16 protein-coding genes and 1 pseudogene are annotated in these 18,651 nt (G+C 68.5%); 4 read left to right on the top strand and 13 right to left on the bottom strand.

The genetic code is table 11. The features are described 5' to 3' along the window. The first annotated feature begins 138 nt into the window (after window positions 1-138). Window positions 139-519, top strand: coding sequence for a hypothetical protein (locus tag ACRYCC_RS30895; RefSeq protein ID WP_433817265.1), 381 nt, complete (start codon window positions 139-141; stop codon window positions 517-519). Window positions 520-852: 333 nt separating this feature from the next. Here the strand turns inward: ACRYCC_RS30895 and ACRYCC_RS30890 are convergent, their stop codons facing one another. Continuing rightward, window positions 853-1,776, bottom strand: coding sequence for an RNA polymerase sigma-70 factor (locus ACRYCC_RS30890; protein ID WP_433817264.1), 924 nt, complete (start codon window positions 1,774-1,776; stop codon window positions 853-855). Between the two features lie 170 nt (window positions 1,777-1,946). Here ACRYCC_RS30890 and ACRYCC_RS30885 point away from each other — a divergent pair, with 170 nt between their 5' ends. Continuing rightward, on the top strand, window positions 1,947-2,423 hold the full coding sequence (locus ACRYCC_RS30885) for a carboxymuconolactone decarboxylase family protein (RefSeq protein ID WP_433817263.1): 477 nt from the start codon (window positions 1,947-1,949) through the stop codon (window positions 2,421-2,423). 59 nt (window positions 2,424-2,482) lie between these two features. Here the strand turns inward: ACRYCC_RS30885 and ACRYCC_RS30880 are convergent. From ACRYCC_RS30880 to ACRYCC_RS30870, 3 genes and pseudogenes are all read right to left on the bottom strand, one after another. Continuing rightward, window positions 2,483-2,736, bottom strand: a pseudogene (locus ACRYCC_RS30880) (integrase core domain-containing protein); the annotation flags it as partial. Between the two features lie 10 nt (window positions 2,737-2,746). Continuing rightward, window positions 2,747-4,096 carry an IS30 family transposase gene (locus ACRYCC_RS30875; protein ID WP_433817577.1) on the bottom strand — a complete coding sequence of 450 codons (1,350 nt, stop codon included), beginning with the start codon at window positions 4,094-4,096 and terminating at the stop codon, window positions 2,747-2,749. Between the two features lie 1,071 nt (window positions 4,097-5,167). After that, window positions 5,168-5,350: a hypothetical protein gene (locus ACRYCC_RS30870; RefSeq protein WP_433817262.1), complete on the bottom strand. Its 183-nt coding sequence runs from the start codon at window positions 5,348-5,350 to the stop codon at window positions 5,168-5,170. 234 nt (window positions 5,351-5,584) lie between these two features. On the opposite strand from ACRYCC_RS30870, the gene ACRYCC_RS30865 reads away from it, so the two are divergent. Next, window positions 5,585-6,844 carry a cytochrome P450 gene (locus tag ACRYCC_RS30865; protein WP_433817261.1) on the top strand — a complete coding sequence of 420 codons (1,260 nt, stop codon included), beginning with the start codon at window positions 5,585-5,587 and terminating at the stop codon, window positions 6,842-6,844. Here ACRYCC_RS30865 and ACRYCC_RS30860 read toward each other — a convergent pair. Both ACRYCC_RS30860 and ACRYCC_RS30855 read right to left on the bottom strand, forming a co-directional pair. Further along, a complete protein-coding gene (locus ACRYCC_RS30860; protein WP_433817260.1) occupies window positions 6,820-6,945 on the bottom strand; it encodes a hypothetical protein in 126 nt (41 codons plus the stop codon). The two genes, ACRYCC_RS30865 and ACRYCC_RS30860, sit on opposite strands and share 25 nt — an antisense overlap. Window positions 6,946-6,965: 20 nt before the next feature. Further along, window positions 6,966-8,558: a phytoene desaturase family protein gene (locus tag ACRYCC_RS30855; RefSeq protein WP_433817259.1), complete on the bottom strand. Its 1,593-nt coding sequence runs from the start codon at window positions 8,556-8,558 to the stop codon at window positions 6,966-6,968. 365 nt (window positions 8,559-8,923) lie between these two features. Between ACRYCC_RS30855 and ACRYCC_RS30850 the strand changes: the two genes are divergently transcribed. After that, window positions 8,924-9,946 carry an LLM class flavin-dependent oxidoreductase gene (locus tag ACRYCC_RS30850; protein ID WP_433817258.1) on the top strand — a complete coding sequence of 341 codons (1,023 nt, stop codon included), beginning with the start codon at window positions 8,924-8,926 and terminating at the stop codon, window positions 9,944-9,946. 604 nt (window positions 9,947-10,550) lie between these two features. Here the strand turns inward: ACRYCC_RS30850 and ACRYCC_RS30845 are convergent. Genes ACRYCC_RS30845 through ACRYCC_RS30815 form a run of 7 tightly spaced genes read right to left on the bottom strand, consistent with a single transcriptional unit; the run spans window position 10,551 to window position 18,643 of the window. Beyond that, a complete protein-coding gene (locus tag ACRYCC_RS30845; RefSeq protein WP_433817257.1) occupies window positions 10,551-11,657 on the bottom strand; it encodes a sugar kinase in 1,107 nt (368 codons plus the stop codon). After that, the gene (locus ACRYCC_RS30840; RefSeq protein WP_433817256.1) at window positions 11,654-12,340 is read right to left on the bottom strand and encodes a bifunctional 4-hydroxy-2-oxoglutarate aldolase/2-dehydro-3-deoxy-phosphogluconate aldolase; all 687 of its coding nucleotides are present in this window, start codon (window positions 12,338-12,340) and stop codon (window positions 11,654-11,656) included. The genes ACRYCC_RS30845 and ACRYCC_RS30840 overlap by 4 nt, the downstream gene beginning before the upstream one ends. Next, complete coding sequence (locus ACRYCC_RS30835; protein WP_433817255.1) at window positions 12,337-12,579, bottom strand: hypothetical protein; 243 nt, start codon at window positions 12,577-12,579, stop codon at window positions 12,337-12,339. Before ACRYCC_RS30835 ends, ACRYCC_RS30840 begins: the two co-directional genes overlap by 4 nt. 2 nt (window positions 12,580-12,581) lie before the next feature. Beyond that, on the bottom strand, window positions 12,582-13,622 hold the full coding sequence (locus ACRYCC_RS30830) for a C-terminal binding protein (RefSeq protein ID WP_433817254.1): 1,041 nt from the start codon (window positions 13,620-13,622) through the stop codon (window positions 12,582-12,584). Then, window positions 13,609-15,378 (bottom strand): IlvD/Edd family dehydratase, encoded by a 1,770-nt coding sequence (locus ACRYCC_RS30825; protein ID WP_433817253.1) that lies wholly within the window; start codon window positions 15,376-15,378, stop codon window positions 13,609-13,611. Before ACRYCC_RS30825 ends, ACRYCC_RS30830 begins: the two co-directional genes overlap by 14 nt. After that, a complete protein-coding gene (locus ACRYCC_RS30820; RefSeq protein ID WP_433817252.1) occupies window positions 15,378-16,748 on the bottom strand; it encodes a glucose-6-phosphate dehydrogenase in 1,371 nt (456 codons plus the stop codon). Before ACRYCC_RS30820 ends, ACRYCC_RS30825 begins: the two co-directional genes overlap by 1 nt. Continuing rightward, a complete protein-coding gene (locus ACRYCC_RS30815) occupies window positions 16,745-18,643 on the bottom strand; it encodes a glycoside hydrolase family 15 protein (protein ID WP_433817251.1) in 1,899 nt (632 codons plus the stop codon). Before ACRYCC_RS30815 ends, ACRYCC_RS30820 begins: the two co-directional genes overlap by 4 nt. Between the last annotated feature and the right edge of the window lie 8 nt (window positions 18,644-18,651).

Below are 18,651 nucleotides of genomic sequence, written 5' to 3'. Positions count from 1 at the left end.
CCAGGGCGACGAAGCCGCCGGGCGCCGATCTGCTGAAGCGCGGCGGTCAGCCACTCGGCGCCCTACTCGGCCGACCGGCGTCAAGACATCACCATCGCGACGGCTTGGTGGTGGGGCCGTCGCGGACCGTCCGCGTCGTTGGAGACGTTCCTGCTTGAGAGTCTCCAACGGACGATGAGCAGCCGGGTGGGTGATCCGGCCTGGGCGCTGCGTTATACGAGTGACCCGCTCCGGCGTCGTTTGGTCGAACCGCAGGTGATAACCCTGCTGGAGGAGGCCTGGGAGATCGTTGAGGAAGTGTGGAGCCGTCAGATCCCGGCCGAGCAGGGTGATCTGGTAGTGGCGGCGGCGCTGGTGCTCGCTGCTCTCCTCTACCTCCCGTCCGCCGGCAGGTCCGGGTCGTCCACCTTTCAGGACGCCGATGAGGTGTCGGTGCTGCTGCAGGGAGTGCTGGCCACACTGGTGGCGGTCACCGACCCCAACAGCCAAAACCAGGTTCTGCTACTGGTCAGGGCGTGATTCACGCCTTTCACCGCAGCGCGTTTGATCAGGGTTGGGTGCTCGTGCTGGTCGCTGCGGCGAATCAGGCCACGACGCAGGCTTTTGCGACGAGGGCGAGAAATCGTTCACGCCGCTCCGCCACCATCAGAGCTCCCAGTGGCACCGGGGAGAGATTCGTTGATCAAAAAGCGCACGTTCCAAACCAGGACTTCTGAAACACGCTCTAGTGCGGTGACCGGGAATGTTCGCAGGGTCTGAGTGGGCCGCGATGTCTGAACGGGCCGTAGGCGGCCTCGCTGCCGGCCCTTCGTCGCACGCCGATCGGGCAGGTCCGGCGCGGTGTGCTTGCGGTCAGTCCGCCGGTCGGCGTGCCTGGTCCGCCTCGCGGGCGAGGGCCCAGGCGTCCGCGACCGGGCCGACGTGGCCGAGTTTGTCCGGGTTGGCGATGGTGCGGATCGTGTGGATCTGGCCGTCGAGGATGTCGAGCACCAGGGCGTTGACGACCTTGCCGTCGCGGTCGCGGAGGATCGCGCCGGGCTGGCCGTTCACCTCGTGCGGCTCCACGAGGCCGCCGATCCGGACAAATGTGGGGACGAGTGCGGCGAGGACCCGGGCCACGTTCTCCACGCCGATGAACTGGGTGGCCAGCTGCGGGGCCTTGCCACCGCCGTCGCCGACCATCTGAACGTCGGCGGCCAGCAGCTCCCGCAGGGCCTCGATGTCGCCTCCCCTGAAGGCGTCGAAGAAGCGTTCTGCGAGCTGGTCGCGCTCGCTGCGGTCGGCCTCGAAGCGAGGCCGGCCCGCGTCCATGTGGCGGCGGGCCTGCATCGCCAGCTGGCGGCACGCGGCCTCAGATCTCTCGACCGCTGAAGAGATCTCGCGGAAGCTGAACCCGAACACCTCCCGCAGGACGAAGACGGCGCGTTCAAGCGGGCTGAGCCGTTCCAGCAGCAGCAGCGCAGCCATCGACACCGAGTCGGCCAGCTCCACCGCCCGCGCGGGGTCCTGGTAGGGGTCGGCCAGCAGCGGCTCGGGGAACCACGGCCCCACGTACGCCTCGCGCCGGACCCGGGCCGAGCGCAGCACGTCGATCGCGATCCGGCTCACCGTGGCCGACAGGAACGCCTTGGCCGACCTGGGCTCGGCCGGCGAGGCCTCCCAGCGCAACCAGGTCTCCTGGACCGCGTCCTCGGCCTCACCCACACTCCCCAGCATCCGGTACGCGATCGAGAACAGCAGCGGCCGCAGCTCCTCGAACTCCTCAACCCGTCTCATGCCACACACTCCCCGATCAGAGCCGTCTCCGCTTCCCGAGACGAGACAGCCCGGCCGTTCGTGAGACCGGAGACGGGAGACGGGAGACGCACGTCACATCTGCCTTGCTCACGTCTCACCGGGCTGTCTCGTCTTCGGGTCATATCCGACAACAACGTGAGGAACGCACCATGCAAGCACGCCTGAACCTCTCCGGCATCCCGCTCGCAGCCAAGCCCCTGAAGTACTTCGCCTCGGCGAGCCGGGCGCTCATGAACGACTCGACGCTGCCGACCGCGACCCAGGACCTGGTGATGCTCCGCGCCAGCCAGATCAACGGCTGCGGCTTCTGCACGGACGCCCACAGCAAGGACCTCGCCCACGCCGGGGAAAGCACCACCCGCGTCAACCTCGTCGCGACCTGGCGAGAGACCACGGTCTTCACCGAGGCCGAACGCGCCGCCCTGGAGCTGACCGAGCAGGGCACCCGCATCGCCGACGCGGCCGGAGGCGTCACCGACCAGGCGTGGGCCAACGCGGCCCAGCACTACAACGAGGAACAGCTCACCGCCCTGGTCCTCATCATCTCCCTCATCAACGCCAGCAACCGCATGGGCGTCATCACCCGCATGGCCGGCGGCGACTACCAACCCGGCCAGTTCGCCTGACCGGCAACGCACGTCCCGGGTACCGCTGGGGCTTCCCCCTTGATTGTGGACACCGGTTGTTATGCGGCGGTTGGCAGCGTAGTGGTCGATCTCGTTTCGTAGTCGACAGGGCTGAGGTAGCCGAGGGCCGAATGCCGTCGTCGGGTGTTGTAGAAGGTCAGCCAGCCGAACACGGCCAAGCGCGCCTGGCCGATGGTGGGAGGCTGGCGAAGAACGACTCAGCCAGCGCGTTGTCCGCGCTCGATCCGACCGCTCCCATCGACCGGCGCACCCCGGCCGCCGCACATGCCTGGGCGAACGCGGTCGAGCTGTACTGGGCGAGTTCAACCTGTCGTTGCAACACCGGCTTGTTGGGTCGAGCGTAGCTGCTCCTGGAACACCTCGGCGGGGGTGCGCCAGCCGAGGATCTTGCGGGGTCGGTTGTTGAGCGCCAGGGCGACGGCTTCGAGGTCGTCGGCGGTCCACCTCGACAGGTCGGTGCCCTTGGGGAAGTACTGACGCAGCAGTCCGTTCGTGTTCTCGTTCGTGGGCCGCTGCCACGGGGAGTGCGGGTCGGCGAAGAACACCTTTGTGCCGGTCTCGAGCGCGAACTGGGCGTGGGCCGACAGTTCCTTGCCCCGGTCCCAGGTGAGGGTTTTGCGTAGCTGCTCGGGCAGTTGGGTCATCGACGCCGTCAGGGCGGCGTTCATCGCGATCGCGCCGTAACCGCCGAGCGCGGGGCCGTTCTTCACCGGCGGTGTCTCGCCCCACCCGTCCAGCCGTGGCAGGTGCACCAGCAGCGTGGAGCGGCTGGCGCGCTCCACGACCGTGCCGATCGCCGACCGGCCGGTGCCGATGATCAGGTCTCCCTCCCAGTGCCCAGGAACGGCGCGGTCGTCGGCTTCGGCAGGCCGCCGGCCAATGACCACATCCGCGGTGACATGGCCCTGCGGCTTGTTCCGGGACCTCGCGCGCGGCTCACGCAACGCACGTCCCGTGCGCAGGCAGGCGACCAGCTCCCGCTTGAGCGCGCCACGGCCCTCGATGAACAGGGCCTGATAGATCGCCTCGTGGCTGATGCGCATGGACTCATCATCGGCGAAGTCGATCCTCAGCCGATGGGCGATCTGCTCCGGGCTCCAGGCCGTCGCCCACCGCCGGTCCTGCCGGTGCGGCTTGTTCAGCCCCTTCCACACAGGCGGCGCGGGCCCAGCGACGATCGTGCCATCGGGTCTGCGGATGCTCCCGCTCAGGCGCTCCTGCACGTACTCGCGCAGCCGCGGATTCGACACCAGCTTGGCCGTCTTCGGGCGCTTGGCCCCCTGCTGCGCCTTCCACTGCGCCACCGTGGCCCGGTACTCCTGCTTACCGCCCCGTGTCGCCGCGTTGCGGCGCAGCTCACGCGAGATCGTCCCCGCATCGCGTCCAACGCTGCGGCCGATCTCCCGCACGCCCTTGCCCTGAGCCCGCAGCAGCGAGATCTCCTCGCGCTCGGCGAATGACAGATAGCGACCCGAGGGCTCGTCCAGACTGATCGGCGGCATGCCGCCAGCGTGGCGAAACCACCGCCCCCCAACCGGCCACGACACGCCAACTTCAAGCGCGGCCTCGACCGTTGTGATCCCCGTCGCGATCAGATGCCAGAACTCCCGCTGCACAGCACGCGAGGGCTCAGGCCGACCCGGCGAACGCATCGGCGGCCGCAGCGCCCGGTCCGCCGCCCACTGCCTCCGCGCCCCTTCAGGAACCCGCTCCAGCTTCGTGTTCCCGCCCATCGCACACCTCCATGATCAAGGTGTTGCGACGACCGATTGAGTCCGCCCTGAGAGCCGCGATCGGTGTGGAAGATCACCCCGGTGACGTTCTGGCCCCGGGACCGTACGGCCGCGTGCAGTGCGTCGATGACCAGGTCGGCGCGCATGTGGTCGGCCATCGACGCGCATGACGTGCTCCACCTGTTTGCGGTTGATCAGGGCGCCGGCCTCGCGTAGCTCGGCGTGCACTCGCGGCGACCCCGTAAGCCCGCCCGGACTCGGCGTGGACGGTACGGATCCCTCGACCTGCCTGGCAGCCCGAGCGGGTACGGCCCGGCGCCACCGGTAGAACCCCGAACGTGAGATGTTCATGATCTGGCACAGCCGCGCCACGCCAAAGGCGCGGTAATGGATCTCGACGAAGTGAAAGCGGCTCACCCCAGTCTCTCCCGAGCGAAATACGCCGCAGCCTTCCGCAGGACCTCCCGCTCCAACCTGAGCTCGGCCACCTCCTTACGTAACCGGGCCAGCTCGGCGTCCTTCGCCGACTCCTGCCCCGCTCTCGGCAGGACTGCCAACACTTTGTCTGCCAACACTTTGTCTGCCAACACTGGGCTCAGTGTTCCGCGCGGCTACCTCGCGGGGTCGGCTCCGGCGAACCGCACGTTATGACGGCACCAAGAAAGCCCACATAACTCCGCAAAGCACCAACCCGCACGGTTACCCTTCACGCTGCCTTTGACAGCTCGATCCCTTTCTGGGACCACCTGAGCACCTCGCCGAGATGCTCCAGCGCGTGTCGTCTCGCCTCCCCCGGAGGGACCCGCAGCACGAGCTCATGCGCGGTGGCCATCAAGATGCCCCGGATGACTTCGCACTCGGGCTGGGTGATGTCGTCGCCGACCTGCCAGGCCGCGAAGACACGGGTGACCTCTTCGAGCGCGCTGATGAGTGCCTCTTTCGGGCGGAGCGGGGAGCGTTGGCCGGAATTCTATCGGCGGGGCCTGACAATCAGGCTGCGGAGAGATCCGCCATGGCCGACCACCAGCCAGCGAGCCCACGGGCTTCTTCCGGGCGCGGTACGCCCGGGTGGGGCCAGTATTCGGTCTCCACCTGGCACACCAGGATCCGGAAGTCGCACGCCCAGATTTCGTGGATGCCGTCGTACCAGGTGCCGCCCGCCCCGGCGTGCATGACGGTGTCCGGGAGGCCGCGCAGCTTCGCGTACTCCAGGAGCGACGCACGGCGGTCCGCCGACTGGCCCTGGCCGGCGAAGGCGCCTGAGCCCAGCCGGTAGGACGTGGTCTGTTTGGTGGGTCCCGGGACACACTCCCGGGTCCCACTGCGTTCCGGGGATCGTTGCCAGTCCGCCTGAGGCGTGCTTATCCTGCGCTTGCAGCAGGGAAGCCACGTAGAAACGAGCGAGGCGTGGCAACTGACCAGACGTCCAATTCTCCGTCTTCAGCCGATTGCCCCTACGTCCATCCGATCGACACAGCACCGCGCCTTGCCCTCCACCCGCTCTACGACGAGGTCCGGGGGAAGAACGGCGGAGTAGCCGAGGTAACCCTCGCCAGCGGACAAGTAGGCGAGGGCGAACGGGTATGGCTGGTCACCCGATACCGGGACGTCCAGCGAGTTCTGCGCGACCAGACCGCGTTCAGCCTCGAAGCCGCGATGAGTCTGCACCCGGAACTCAGGGACACACTCCTGGGCCTGGACGGCGACGCGCACCGTGAAGTGCGTGCGCTGGTGGCCGACGCCTTCACCCGACCGGCGGTGGCCACGTACCGGCCGACCATCGTTCAGGTCGTCGAGGACCTGCTGGACGAGATGGAAGCCGGTCCCCAGCCGGCCGACCTGTTCGAGCAGCTCGGCCTGTCCCTGGCCCTACGAACGATCGGGCGGATCCTAGGCGTACCAGCCAAGGACCTGGGCCAGTTCAGGGCGTGGGGGGACGCCTTTCTCGGGCACGCGAGCCGGGAAGCGGCGGCCGCCGCCCACCGAGAGATGTCGACCTACCTGGGTGACCTCATCGAGCAGCGGCGTAACGACCCCGCGGGCGACCTGATCTCAACGCTCGCAGCGCGGGCGCCGACGGACATGGCCGCCGCGAAGGTCGTGAACCTGCCGATCGCACTCATCCTGGCCGGATGGGAGACCACGGCCAGCGCAGTTTCACTCATCACGCTGTGGCTGCTCACCAACCCGTACGGCGGGCAGCACACCGCCTACCAGTATCTCGTCGCCCATCCCGAAAAGATCCCCGGCGCGGTCTGGGAGCTCCTGCGCGCATGCCCCGTGGACGCGGCAGACAACGGTCCACGGCGGGTCATGCGGAACGTGGTGATCAGCGGCCAGCGCATACCTGCCGGCGACTGGGTAATCGCGAGCCACGCGGCAGCCAACCGTGATCACGTCGAATTCCCTGACCCCTACCGGGTCGACCTCGACCGCACGCCGAACCGCCACTTGTCGTTCGGGTACGGTCCGCACCACTGCATCGGGGTGATCCTGGCCCAGGCCGAGGTCGAGGAGGCCATCACCGCCCTCCTCCGAAGGTTTCCCACGCTGCACCTGGCCAATGGCTTCCCGACCGCGTGGAAGACCGGTGTCGGCGTCCGAGGCCCGTCGCCACTGCTCGTGACGTGGGACCAGGCTGGTCAGGCCGCGCCAGGCTCCTTGTAGCCGAGGACGCCGAGGGAACGGAACAGACCAACGGGCGTCGGCCGGTCCATAAATACCCCGGCGGTGTCGGTGAGCGTCTCGATCTTGAGGCCTTCAACCATCACCGCCACCCGTGCTCGGCTCAGCGGGCGCGCGCGAGGAACCGGCGTGGTTTGGTGAGGGCCGTGGCGACCATGTGGCCCGAGCTGCCGCCCAGGCCGGCTCCGGGATGGGTGGAGGCCCCGATGTGCCAGAGCCCGCTGACATCGGTCGCGTGCCGTCCTGAAGAGGGCAGGGGGCGCCACAGGTAGCTCTGGTCGAGATCGCCTGCGCCACCGTACGGATCGCCGTTGACCGCGTTGGGGTTGTGAGCGGTGAGTTGGACGGGTGTGATGACGTCCAGGGCGAGGACCTTGTCGCGCAGGTCTGGAGCATGCTGAGCGATGCGGTCGAGGACCCGGTCGGCGTAGCCCCTGGCCAGCTCAGGGGTCCAGCCCCGGGAGGTGTCCAGCTCGCCGGCCGCGTCCCCGCGGGGCGCGAAGGGCACCTCCTGAAGTTGCAGCCAGAGGGCTGCGGTGCCTTCGGGCACTCGGCCCGGGTCGAGGAGGTACTGCCGGCCGACGACCACCGTGGGCCGCCTGGGCAGCAGGCCCGCCTCGGCCTCCGCGCACGCGATGCCGATGCTGCCCGAGCCGTCGGCCAGGTGGATGAGCGGTACCCGGCTGAGGCGCTCGTCCCGCCAGCCGATCGGCTCGGACAGCGCGACGTGGATCTGCATCGCCGCCCGGCCGTACCGGAAGCGTGTCGCCTCCTCGCGGAACCTGGAGTCGACCGATCCTTCAGGGAGAAGACCGCCATAGAGGGCGGTCGGGTCGCGGAGGCGAGTACGGCACGCCGGGCACGGATGACGCGGTCGCCGGCCGTCACCCCCGCGGCACGACCGCCGCTGACGATCACGCGCTCGACCGTGGTGCCTGTCTCGACCTGGACGGCGAGGGAGTCGAACAGCGACCGGAAGGCGTTGAGGAACCGCCCGGCGCCTCCGGCGACCACCGGCAGCCCGAACCCGTGCAAGGTCGCAGCGAAGAGGGGCCATGAAGCCACCTGAGGCGTGGTCGGGGGACAGCCCGGCGTGCAGCAGCCACGGGGAATACAGGTGGTCCACCGCATCTCCGCGGAACCGCTCGCGGGCCCACCCCCGGCCGCTGGCGGTCACCGAGCGCAGCCACCCCTCCAGCCCGGTACGGCCGCCTGACCGTATGAGGCCCGCCGCATGCCGCAACAGAGCGGGGGAACGGAGTTCAGCGCTGAGCAGCCCGCCAATCGGCCCCATGGCCTGGCCGAGCCGGTTCAGGCAGTCCAGGTAGGCGTCCTTGTCAGCCTCGTGCGCGAATTCGGCGGCCGTCCGGACGGGGTCCCGGTGAGCCAGCGTGACCGAGCCGTCGTCGGCCACGCTGGCCGCGACCCAGTCGTCGGTGTTGCGGTACTCCAAGCCGTGCCGATGCAGCAGTTCGCCGAGACTCGCGTAGGCCCCGCCCGACACGAAGAGCGGGTGCCACGAGGAGTAGGTGTCGTGCAGGTAGCCGGGGAGGGTGCGTTCCTCGGTCGCGATGAAGCCGCCGACGTCCTGGTTACGTTCGACCAGGGCGACCGCCCAGCCAGCCTTGGCCAGTTCGGCCGCGGCGACGAGACCGTTGATTCCAGAACCGATGACGACGGCGTCCACTTCGTCCATCAGGCGCTCCTCCGTTCCGCAAATCCCTCCTCTTGGTACGTTTACGCCATCGCTGGCAAAGAGGGCCTCTGGAGCAGGCAAACAGGATCCACCGACCCCGACCGCGCACGAGTCACCGTCACAGGCGCGTCTCGCGCCTCGCGCACCGTCCGCGCGCCGTCTTGAGTACCAGGCCGGCGATCGTCCCCGGGCACGTGTGACGCTCGAAAATAGGATTCCGATCATTGACCTGCATGTTCAGGCTCCCCGGGGACGTCGGCTCATCAGGGTTGATGATCCGCACACCATCGAGGTGAAGATCGCATCGAAGGTCGCAGGCGCGACGCGCCGGAATCAAACGTGGCCGCTGCGCGCTGGGAGTTCCTGTGAAAAAGATTGGTTTCCTCTCCTTCGGGCACTGGACGCCGAGCCCGCAGTCGCGGACTCAGACCGCCAGTGACTTCCTGCACCAGTCCATCGACCTCGCGGTCGCGGCCGAGGAGCTCGGCGTGGACGGGGCGTACTTCCGGGTGCATCACTTCGCCCGCCAGGCGGGCAGCCCGTTCCCGCTGCTCGCCGCGATCGGCACGCGTACTTCGCAAATCGAGATCGGCACCGGCGTGATCGACATGCGCTACGAGAACCCGATGTACATGGCGGAGGACGCCGGCGCGGCCGATCTCATCGCAGACGGCAGGCTCCAGCTCGGCATCAGCCGCGGCTCCCCCGAGCAGGTGATCGACGGATGGCGCTACTTCGGCCATGCCCCCGCCGAGGGCGAGACAGACGCCGACATGGCCCGCCGGCATGCGGAAACGTTCCTCGAAGTGATCGAGGGCAAAGGCTTCGCGCGGCCGAACCCACGGCCGATGTTCGCCAACCCGCCGGGGCTGCTGCGGCTCGAACCGCACTCCGAGGGCCTGCGCGACCGCATCTGGTGGGGCTCCGGGTCGAACGCGACCAGCGTGTGGGCTGCGAAGCTCGGCATGAACCTGCAAAGCTCCACGCTCAAGGACGACGAGACCAATGAGCCGCTGCACGTCCAGCAGCGCAAGCAGATCGAGGCGTTCCACGAGGCGTGGAAGGAGGCCGGCCACCGGCGGGAGCCACGAGTGTCGGTGAGCCGCAGCATCTTCGCCCTCACGACCGACCTGGACCGCGCCTACTTCGGCCACGACCGCAACTCACAAGACCAGATCGGCATGATCGACGAGACGACCAGAGCGATCTTCGGACGATCGTACGCCGCCGAGCCGGACGTACTGGTCGAGGAACTCGCCAAAGACGAGGCCATCCAGGCCGCAGACACCCTGCTGCTGACCATCCCGAGCCAGCTCGGAGTCGACTACAACGCCCACCTGCTGGAGAGCATCCTCACGCACGTGGCGCCGGACCTCGGCTGGCGCTGAACAGATGTACGGCCGAGCCAACCCCGACCTCCTGCGCAAACGCATCCTCCTCACCGACTGAGAAGGGCCAACCTCACGAAATTCGTGCCAGAGCCAGATTTCGACCGCCGTTGACAGCGTCAGGGGGGCTGGTGCTCGCAATCGTAGCCGTGGCCACGCCTCTTGCATTGCTCTACCGTCGCAGGGCGCGCCGAGCAGGCCGAGCTACCACTCGATAACAACCACGCGTACCACCATGTAGTAGAAGCAAGTCAACGACGGGGCGACCAAACTTTGCGAGGACCATGGTCGCCCCGTCACCACGATCCGGCTCTCGCTGCTGCTAATGCGATTCGGCGAGGGGTCCCGCGGCTCATACTCTGGACCGCGAAGTAAGGAGACCATCCCTGCGTGCGAAACCTTCCCGGCCTTCGTGCCGGTGACGGTCGGCTTCCCGCGCACGCAAGGATGGTCCCAGCACCGCGGCGGCGCGGCCGGAGCCGTTGGGCTGCTCCCCGCACACGCGGGATGGTCCCTGCCCCGGCCCGCACCTCTACCCGTGGGTCAACTGCTCCCCGCGCACGCGAGGATGATCCCCTGCTACATGTACTAGGCGGCAGCCGCCCTATCGACGGACGCGTGGTGATGCTCCCTCTATGAGTCTGCACACCTCGCCGAGGGTGGCCGTTGAGGTGTCGCCGGGTGTGGTCATGGCCAGCGCTCCGTGGGCGGCGCCGTATTCGATTGCGGCTGCCAGGTCTCCCGTCGTCATCAGCCCGTAGGCGAGACCGGCGGCGAAGCTGTCTCCGCCTCCCACTCTGTCCAGTATCTCGAGCCCGGGACGGGGTGTGGCCTCGGCGAAGGCGCCGCCGCCCCATGCGATGGCGCCCCAATCGTTGACGGTGGCGGTATGGACGGCTCGCAATGTGGTCGCGACGATTTGCAGGTTCGGGTAGGCGTTGACTACTTCGGAGACCATTGCACGGAACTGAGCGGGGTCGAGCTCGCGGAGATCGTCGGAGGTCTGTTGTGTCTCGAATCCGAGGCAGGCGGTGAAGTCTTCCTCGTTGCCTATCATGACGTCGACGAGTTTCGCCAGCCGCCCGTTGACCTTCTGGGCGTGGGATTTCCCGCCTGTCGCCGCCCAAAGGCTGGGTCGGTAGTTCAGGTCATAGGAGACGATCGTTCCGTGTCGGCGTGCCGCGAGCATTGCCGTCTCGACGACCTGTGCGGTGGATTCTGACAGCGCGGCGTAGATTCCACCGGTGTGTAGCCACCGTGCACCGACGGCGCCGAAGAGGTGGTCCCAGTCGATCTGCTGCGGACGCATCTGGCTTGCCGCGGTGTGACCGCGGTCTGAGACGCCGAGCGCGCCTCGGACGCCGAAGCCTCGTTCGGTGAAGTTCAGACCGTTGCGGGTAAGTCTGCCGACTCCGTCGAAGGGTTCCCATTGGATCAGCGAGGTGTCCACACCGCCGGTGAGGATCAGGTCCTCCAGCAGCTTGCCCACTTCATTGTCGGCGAGCGCGGTGACGATCGCGGTACGCATTCCGAAGCAGCGACGCAGGCCACGAGCGACGTTGTATTCTCCGCCGCCTTCCCAGACCCGCAACGTCCTCGCGGTTCGGATTCGTCCCTCGCCGGGGTCGAGGCGAAGCATCACTTCACCGAGGGCGACGAGGTCGTAGCGGCACTCGTCCGCTGGGCGCACGGTGAGAATTGTTGTGGTCATGGCGTACCTGCTGCCTGTGTTGTGGCGGCGGCAGCCGCGATCGCGGCTGCCGCCAGACGAGTGACCTCAGTCCAGGCTTTACGTGATTGAAGCTCACGACCTGCCATCCAGGCGCCGCCGACGGCGAGCACGGCGGGTAGCGACAGATAATCGGTGAGATTGGCTGGTCCCACACCGCCGGTCGGGATGAATCGGGTGAAGGCGAAGGGCGCGGCCAACGCTTTCACGCTCGGCGGTCCGCCTAGCTGCTGTGCGGGAAAGAACTTGAGCACATCGATGCCGGCCTCCATGGCCGTCAGGATTTCAGTCGGCGTTGCGACGCCCGGTATCACCGCGATTCCCCTGGTGCGGCATTGCTCGATCACGGCTGGGCTGAAGCCGGGGGACACGGCGAACTGCGCGCCGGCGTCGACCGCGTCGTCGACGTCGGCCGGGTTGAGCACGGTGCCGGCGCCTACGAGCAGGTCGCCTCGGTCAGCGGTGGTGTGGATGGCCGGCAGGGCAGCTTGGCTGCGGAGCGTCACTTCGATGGCACGAACGCCGCCCAGTCGCAGTGCTTCGGCGAGTGGCATGGCCGCCGAGATGTCTTCGATCGTAAGTACCGGCAATATTCTCGTCTCGGCGATCGCAGCCAGCGCCGAGCCCTCCGGACGCACCCGCCCGCCGGTGCGGTCGCCGCTCATGGCACGCTCGCGGCTGACGGCTGGACCACCTGTTCGACGCAGCAATGCTCCTTGATCAGCGCGGGAGCATCGCTGATGGGTCGGCGGCTGGTGATGAGCACGCGCACGCTTTGCGTGTGCAGGAACGTCGCTTGCTCGAGCACCTGCCGCAGCCCCGGGCTGCCGGTCACCGCGGCTGGCTCAGGCTGCTCGATGACCCGGACTTCTCCCGCGTCGGGAATCACGTCCGTCGCGTGCATGATCAGGACCGATTCGAGGGGGAACTGGCCCCTTGCGGGCGTGGTCTGGCCGTGACGTCGTTGACCGGGAAACGCGCCGGTTGCCCGGTCAGGACACGCACGGCCTCTTCGGCGGCGATGCGCCGCACTGTTGTGATGGCCTGCTCGGAGTAGTAGGCGGCATGGGGTGTGACGATCACGTTGGGCAGCGTGAGGAGGGGGTTGCGCGGGTGCCAGTCGCGTTGTTTAGCGGGCTCCTCCTCGAGGTCGTCCAGTGCTGCGCCGGAGATCCATCCCTCGGTCAGTGCCTGGCAGATCGCCGTGTCCTCCACGATCGGGCCGCGAGCGGTGTTGATGAGGATGGCAGTCGGCTTCATCCTGCGGAGCGTTGTACGGTCGAAGGTGTGGTGTGTCTCGGGGGTGAGCGGCGCCTGGATCACGAGGTAGTCGGCGCCTTCCACGAGTTGGTCGAAGGACACCGGCCGCACCTGCCGCGATTCGATCTCGGACTCGTCGAGGAACGGGTCGTGCGCCCAGACCTCGACGCCGAACGCTCTGGCGCGTTCGGCGATGAGCTGTGCGATGGAGCCGAAGGACAGCAGCCCGAATACCCGTCCCCTCAGCCGCCAGATCGGCTCTCCGCTCTGCCACTGCCATACGCCCTGCCGGGTCGCCTGGTCGTATGCGCAGATCTTGCGGGCGGCGGCGAGCCAGAGCGCGACGGCGTGATCGGCGACCTCCTCGGCGCACCACTCGTTCGGCGCGTTCGTGACCTGGATGCCCCGCCGGGTAGCGGCGTCGACGTCGACGATGTCCACTCCCGTGCCGTAACGGGCGATCACCCGGCAGCGCGTGAACGCGTCGATGGCGCGGGAACCGACCCGAGCGTACTGTGTCAGCACGCCATCGACGTCCCGGCCCTTTTCGATCACCTCGTTCTCGCTCTTGCACTGTGCGGCGAGGAGCGCGAATCCGGCGCCCTCGACGATCGCGCGTTCGATGTCCACATCACCGAAGTCGGAGTCGGCGATCATGATGGTGCCTCTGGCGTCAGTGCGAGTCACGGGGAATCCCCTTGGTGTGTACGAGGTCCTGGTAGGACACGGCGAGCTCCAAGCAGCCTCCGCTGTCCAGCTGCCCGACCGTGGAGCGGTAGATCTCCTGCCACGGGGTCTGGTTCTCCAGTGTCGGCGGTGTGTATCGAGCCCATCGCGCGGCGATCTCCTCATCTGGCAGGAGGACGTCGACGCGCGCGTTGTCGATGTCGATACGGATCCGGTCGCCGGTGCGCAGGATGGCGAGATTGCCGCCGGCCGCGGCCTCAGGGCTGGCGTTGAGAATGGACGGTGCGTCCGAGGTGCCGCTCTGGCGGCCGTCACCGAGCGTGGGCAACGTGGTGATGCCCAGCCGGAGCAGCGCGGCGGGGACCTCCATGTTCACGACCTCGGCCGATCCCGGATAGCCGATCGGCCCGGTGTAGCGGATGACGAGGATGCAGTCCTCGTCCAGGCCCAGTTCGGGATCTTCGATGCGGGCGTGGTAGTCCTCGGGCCCGTCGAAGACGATGGCGCGATAGTCGGACACCGCGCGGAGGTGGTCGGTGAGCACCGAGGTCTTCATGACCGCGGAGTCGAACAGGTTGCCCGTCATGATGAGAAGTCCGCCGCGCGCGGCGACAGGCTCATCGAAGGGACGGATGACCGTCGGGTCGACGGGCAGGGGATCGGCCAGATTCTCGGCCACGGTACGGCCGGAGACGGTCACGGCGTCGCCGTGCAGGCGCCCTGCGGTCAGCAACGACTGCATGACGGCGGGGACGCCACCTGCGCGGTAGAAGTCCTCGCCGAGGAACTCACCGGCGGGGGCGACATTCGCCAGCACAGGGATGTCGGCTCCAACTCGTTGCCAGTCCTGGATGGACAGCGGCACCCCGACGTGTCGCGCGATGGCGTTGATGTGGATGGGCACATTGGTCGAGGCGGCGATGGCCGATGCGACAACGATCGCGTTCTCGAAAGCCTGCCAGGTCATGATCTTGCGTGGGGTAAGGTCCTCGCGCACCATGGCCACCGCTCGGTGGCCTGTGTCATAGGCCATCTGGGCCCGCTCACGATAGGGGGCCGGGATCGCCGCGCAGCCGGGCAGGGACATCCCCAGGGCCTCGGCCAGACTGTTCATCGACAGCGCAGTGCCCATCGTGTTGCAGTGACCGATGCTGGGCGCGGAAGCGGCCACCCGCGCCATGAATTCGTCGTAGTCGATCTGACCGCTGGCGAGCAGGCGCCGCGACTGCCAGATCACCAGCCCTGAGCCCGATGCGGCCATCCGCTCGCCCTGGTGATAGCCGTTGAGCATCGGCCCTCCGGACAGGACGATCGCCGGGATGTTCACCGTCGCCGCCGCGGTCAGACACGCGGGTGTGGTCTTGTCACAGCCTGTCGTCAGAACGACTCCGTCGAGCGGATATCCGTAGAGCACTTCGACCAGCCCGAGATAGGCGAGGTTGCGATCCAGCGCGGCAGTCGGGCGTTTACCGGTCTCCTGCAGCGGATGGACGGGAAACTCGAACGGGATGCCACCGCCGTCGCGGATCCCGTCCCTGACCCGGTCGGCCAGGGCGAGGTGGTGTCGGTTACAGGGAACCAGGTCGCTACCCGTCTGGGCGATGCCGATGATCGGCCGGCCCGACTGGAGTTCCGTGGGAGTCAGCCCGAAGTTGAGAAAGCGCTCAAGATACAGAGCAGTCATCTCCGGATTGCCCGCGTTGTCCCACCAGGCCTGGCTGCGCAGGTTCCCTGTGGCGCGCTCCGTCGTCGGCATCAGCTGCCCCTCACTGGTGCAGGCCCGTTCGATCCGGCCGGGTATTCACCAAGCGGCACCAGGTCCCTGGACCAGGCCGACATGACCGGTGCGAGGACCCGCCAGGCCTCTTCAGCCTCGTCACCGCGGATGGACAGGGCGGCGTTCCCGTGCAGCACGTCCAGCAGCAGCTGGCCGTAGGCAGGCAGCTCGGGGGGCACCGGCTGCGCGGTGAGGGTGAGCGGGGCGAGGGTGTGGGTGCCAGTGCCGATGCCGGTCAGTGCCAGAGTCATGCTCTCCGGCTCCAGCCCGAAGCGCAGCACGTTGGGCGCGGCTTCCTCGTCGAAACCGAAGGGCAAGTGCGGTACGGGCCGGAAGCGTACTGCGACCTCTTTGCGGTCATGGCCGAGCGCCTTGCCGGTACGGAGCCGGAAGGTCGTGCCGGACCAGCGCCAGCTTTCGAGTTCCAGCTCTACGTCAGCGAAGGTCTCGGTGCGGCGCCGCGCGTCCACACCGTCCTCCTCGGCGTAGGCGGGGACGTCGCGGCCACCGACGCGGCCGGTCGCGTAGCGTGCGCGGCGGGTGCGGCGGACGACGTCGTCGTCGGTGAGCGGGCGTACCGAGCGCAGTACGTCGATCTTCCGGTCGCGCAGGTCGCGCTCGCCGAGGCTGAGCGGTGGTTCCATAGCGACCAGGCACAGCACCTGGAGCAGGTGGTTCTGCACCATGTCCTTGAGCGCCCCGGCGCCGTCGTAGTAGCCCGCCCGGCCCTCCAGGGCAAGGGTCTCGTTCCAGACGATCTCTACCTCGGCGATGTGCGCGCTGTTCCAGATGGGCTCCAGGACGCGGTTGGCCAGCCGGCTGCCGAGCACGTTCTGGACGGTCGTCATGGCCAGGAAGTGATCGACGCGGAACACCGCCTGCTCGGGCACGACCCCCGTCAGCAGCCGGTTCAGCTCCACCGCGCTGTCGAGGTCTTCACCGAACGGCTTCTCCAGCACGATCCGGCTGCCCGGCGGCAGGGCCGCGGCGCCCAGAGCGGCGACCGCGCCGGGGAAGACCGCTGGCGGAAGGGCGAGGTAGACGGCGACTGGTCCGTCACCGGCGACGAGCGAGGTGAGGCCAGCGTCATCGGTGGCGTCCGCCCGCCGGTACCGGGCGCAGCCGGCGATCGCCTTCCTGGCCTCGCCAGGCTCCGCCGCGGCGTGCCGGTCGAGCTGATCGGACACCCAGCGGCGGAACTCCTCGACGGTCCAGTCCTGCCGGTCGGCACACGTCAGCTCGAACCGGTCGTCGAGGTGTCCGGCCGCGAACAGGGCGGCCAGGGCCGGCAGCAGGTAGCGGGCGTTGAGGTCGCCGGTGGCGCCGATGATGAGGAGCCGGTTGATCATGCCGTGGTACCTGCTTTCGCGCGTGCCAGGTTGACGCCGCTGGCGATGATCCCGATGTGGCTGAACGCCTGCGGGAAGTTGCCCATGAACGCCCCCGTGGACGGGTCGATCTGCTCGGGCATCAGCCCCAGCGGGCTGGCACGGGCGCACAGCGACGTGTAGAGGTCCTCGGCCCGTTCCAGGTGGCCCAGCAGGATCAGGTTGTCGACCAGCCAGAAGCTGCACAGCAGGAAAGCGCCCTCGTCGCCGGGCAAGCCGTCAGGCGAGCGCTTATGCAGATACCGGTAGAGCAGGCCGTCACCGGCCGACAGGCGTTCAGCGATGGCCGCGGTGGTGGCCGCCATCCGCGGATGGTCGGCCGGGACGACCTTGCGCAGCGGCAGCGCGAGCAGGCTGGCGTCCAGACCACCGCCGCCGTCGAGATGCTCGCTCAGGCACCGCGCCTCCTCGTCCCAGGACTGCTCCAGGATGAGCCGGCGCAGCTTCTCGGCGGTGGCCCGCCACGTGGCGATCGGCCCGGACAGGCCAAACCGCTCGCCGATGGCCGCGGCCCGGTCCAGGGCCACCTGGCACATCCCGGCCGAGTAGGTGAAGACCCGGCCTTCGCTGCGTACCTCCCAGATACCCTGATCCGGCTGCCGCCACGTGCGCGCGGCGGCCTCCGCCAGCTCCGCCAGACCGGACCACAGCGCCGGCTGGGGCTCGCGGCCGGGGAGCAACCACTGGTCGGCGCAATCCAGCACCTCGCCGTAGACGTCGTGCTGGCGCTGGTCGGCGGCGCCGTTGCCCCACCGCACCGGCGCCGAGCGCCGGTAGCCCTCCAGGCCCCCATCATGGATCTCCTGGGGTACAGGGTCCCCGCGAACGGTGTACATGATGCGCGGATGGCGGCTCTGCTCGAAGGCGTCCAGGACCCAGCCGAGGAAGGCGTCGGCCTCCTCCCCGAAGCCGACGCGGCGCAACGCGAACACGGCGTAGGCGGCGTCGCGGATCCAGGTGTAGCGGTAGTCCCAGTTGCGTACCCCGCCGATCGGCGCGGGCAAGGAGGACGTGGGCGCCGCGACCAGCGAGCCGTTGCCCCAGTCGTCGCACAGCTTCAACGTGATCACCGAGCGCCGGACCAGCGCTTCCTGCGGGCCGCGGTAGCTGCACTTGCGCATCCAGCGCTGCCAGGCCTCGGTGGTCTGCCGCAGCATCGCCTCGGGGTCGAACCGGTGATGGCGGTGGATGCGGCCCCAGGACAGCACCAGATCCAGGCGGTCGCCCTCCTGAAGGTCGTGCGCGGTGCGCAGGCCCGTCAGCGGACGGTTGGAACGCAGATGCAGCCGCAGGTCGGGCCGCCGGGAGATGCGCACCTCAAGACCGCTGTAAAGGGCCCGCGCCTGCCCGCCGCCGTGCGGCTCAAGCTCCGCCCACAGGCGCACGGTCCCGGCCCGCACGACCGCGGACCGGACTAGCTCGCCCCGGCCGCCGTCCGCGTCGTCGCTGAGGTCGGCGCCGGCACGCAGGGCCAGCGCGTCGGTGATCCGGACCAGGCCGGTCGGGCCGCGCAGCTCGGTCACCAACACCGCGGTGTCCGGCTCGTAGAACTGCCGGGCCTCGCGCAGGTCGTCCACGGTTAGCGTGAAGTGGCCGCCGTGCTCATGATCCAGCAGGCCGCACAGCAGGGGGTCGCTGTCGAAGCGGGGCAGGCACAGCCACGGGATCGAACCGTCGACACCGACCAGCGCCGCCGTCGTGCCGTCGCCTATGAGGCCCAGGTCCTCCAGCGCCAGGTAACCCTCCCGGCGGTGCACCGGGCGGAATGGTGGATCGAGATCGAGCATGCCTGGCCTCTCTCCGTGCTGACGTGCGTCGGCGGAGGTGACGCTCCTGGCGGCGACGCCGCCGTCCATCACTGGAC

This window comes from Actinomadura scrupuli (assembly GCF_050971785.1).
Classification (GTDB): Bacteria; Actinomycetota; Actinomycetes; order Streptosporangiales; family Streptosporangiaceae; genus Actinomadura_E; species Actinomadura_E scrupuli.
Note: the sequence above shows the minus strand (reverse complement) of the source record. Positions and strands in the feature narration are given on the sequence as shown.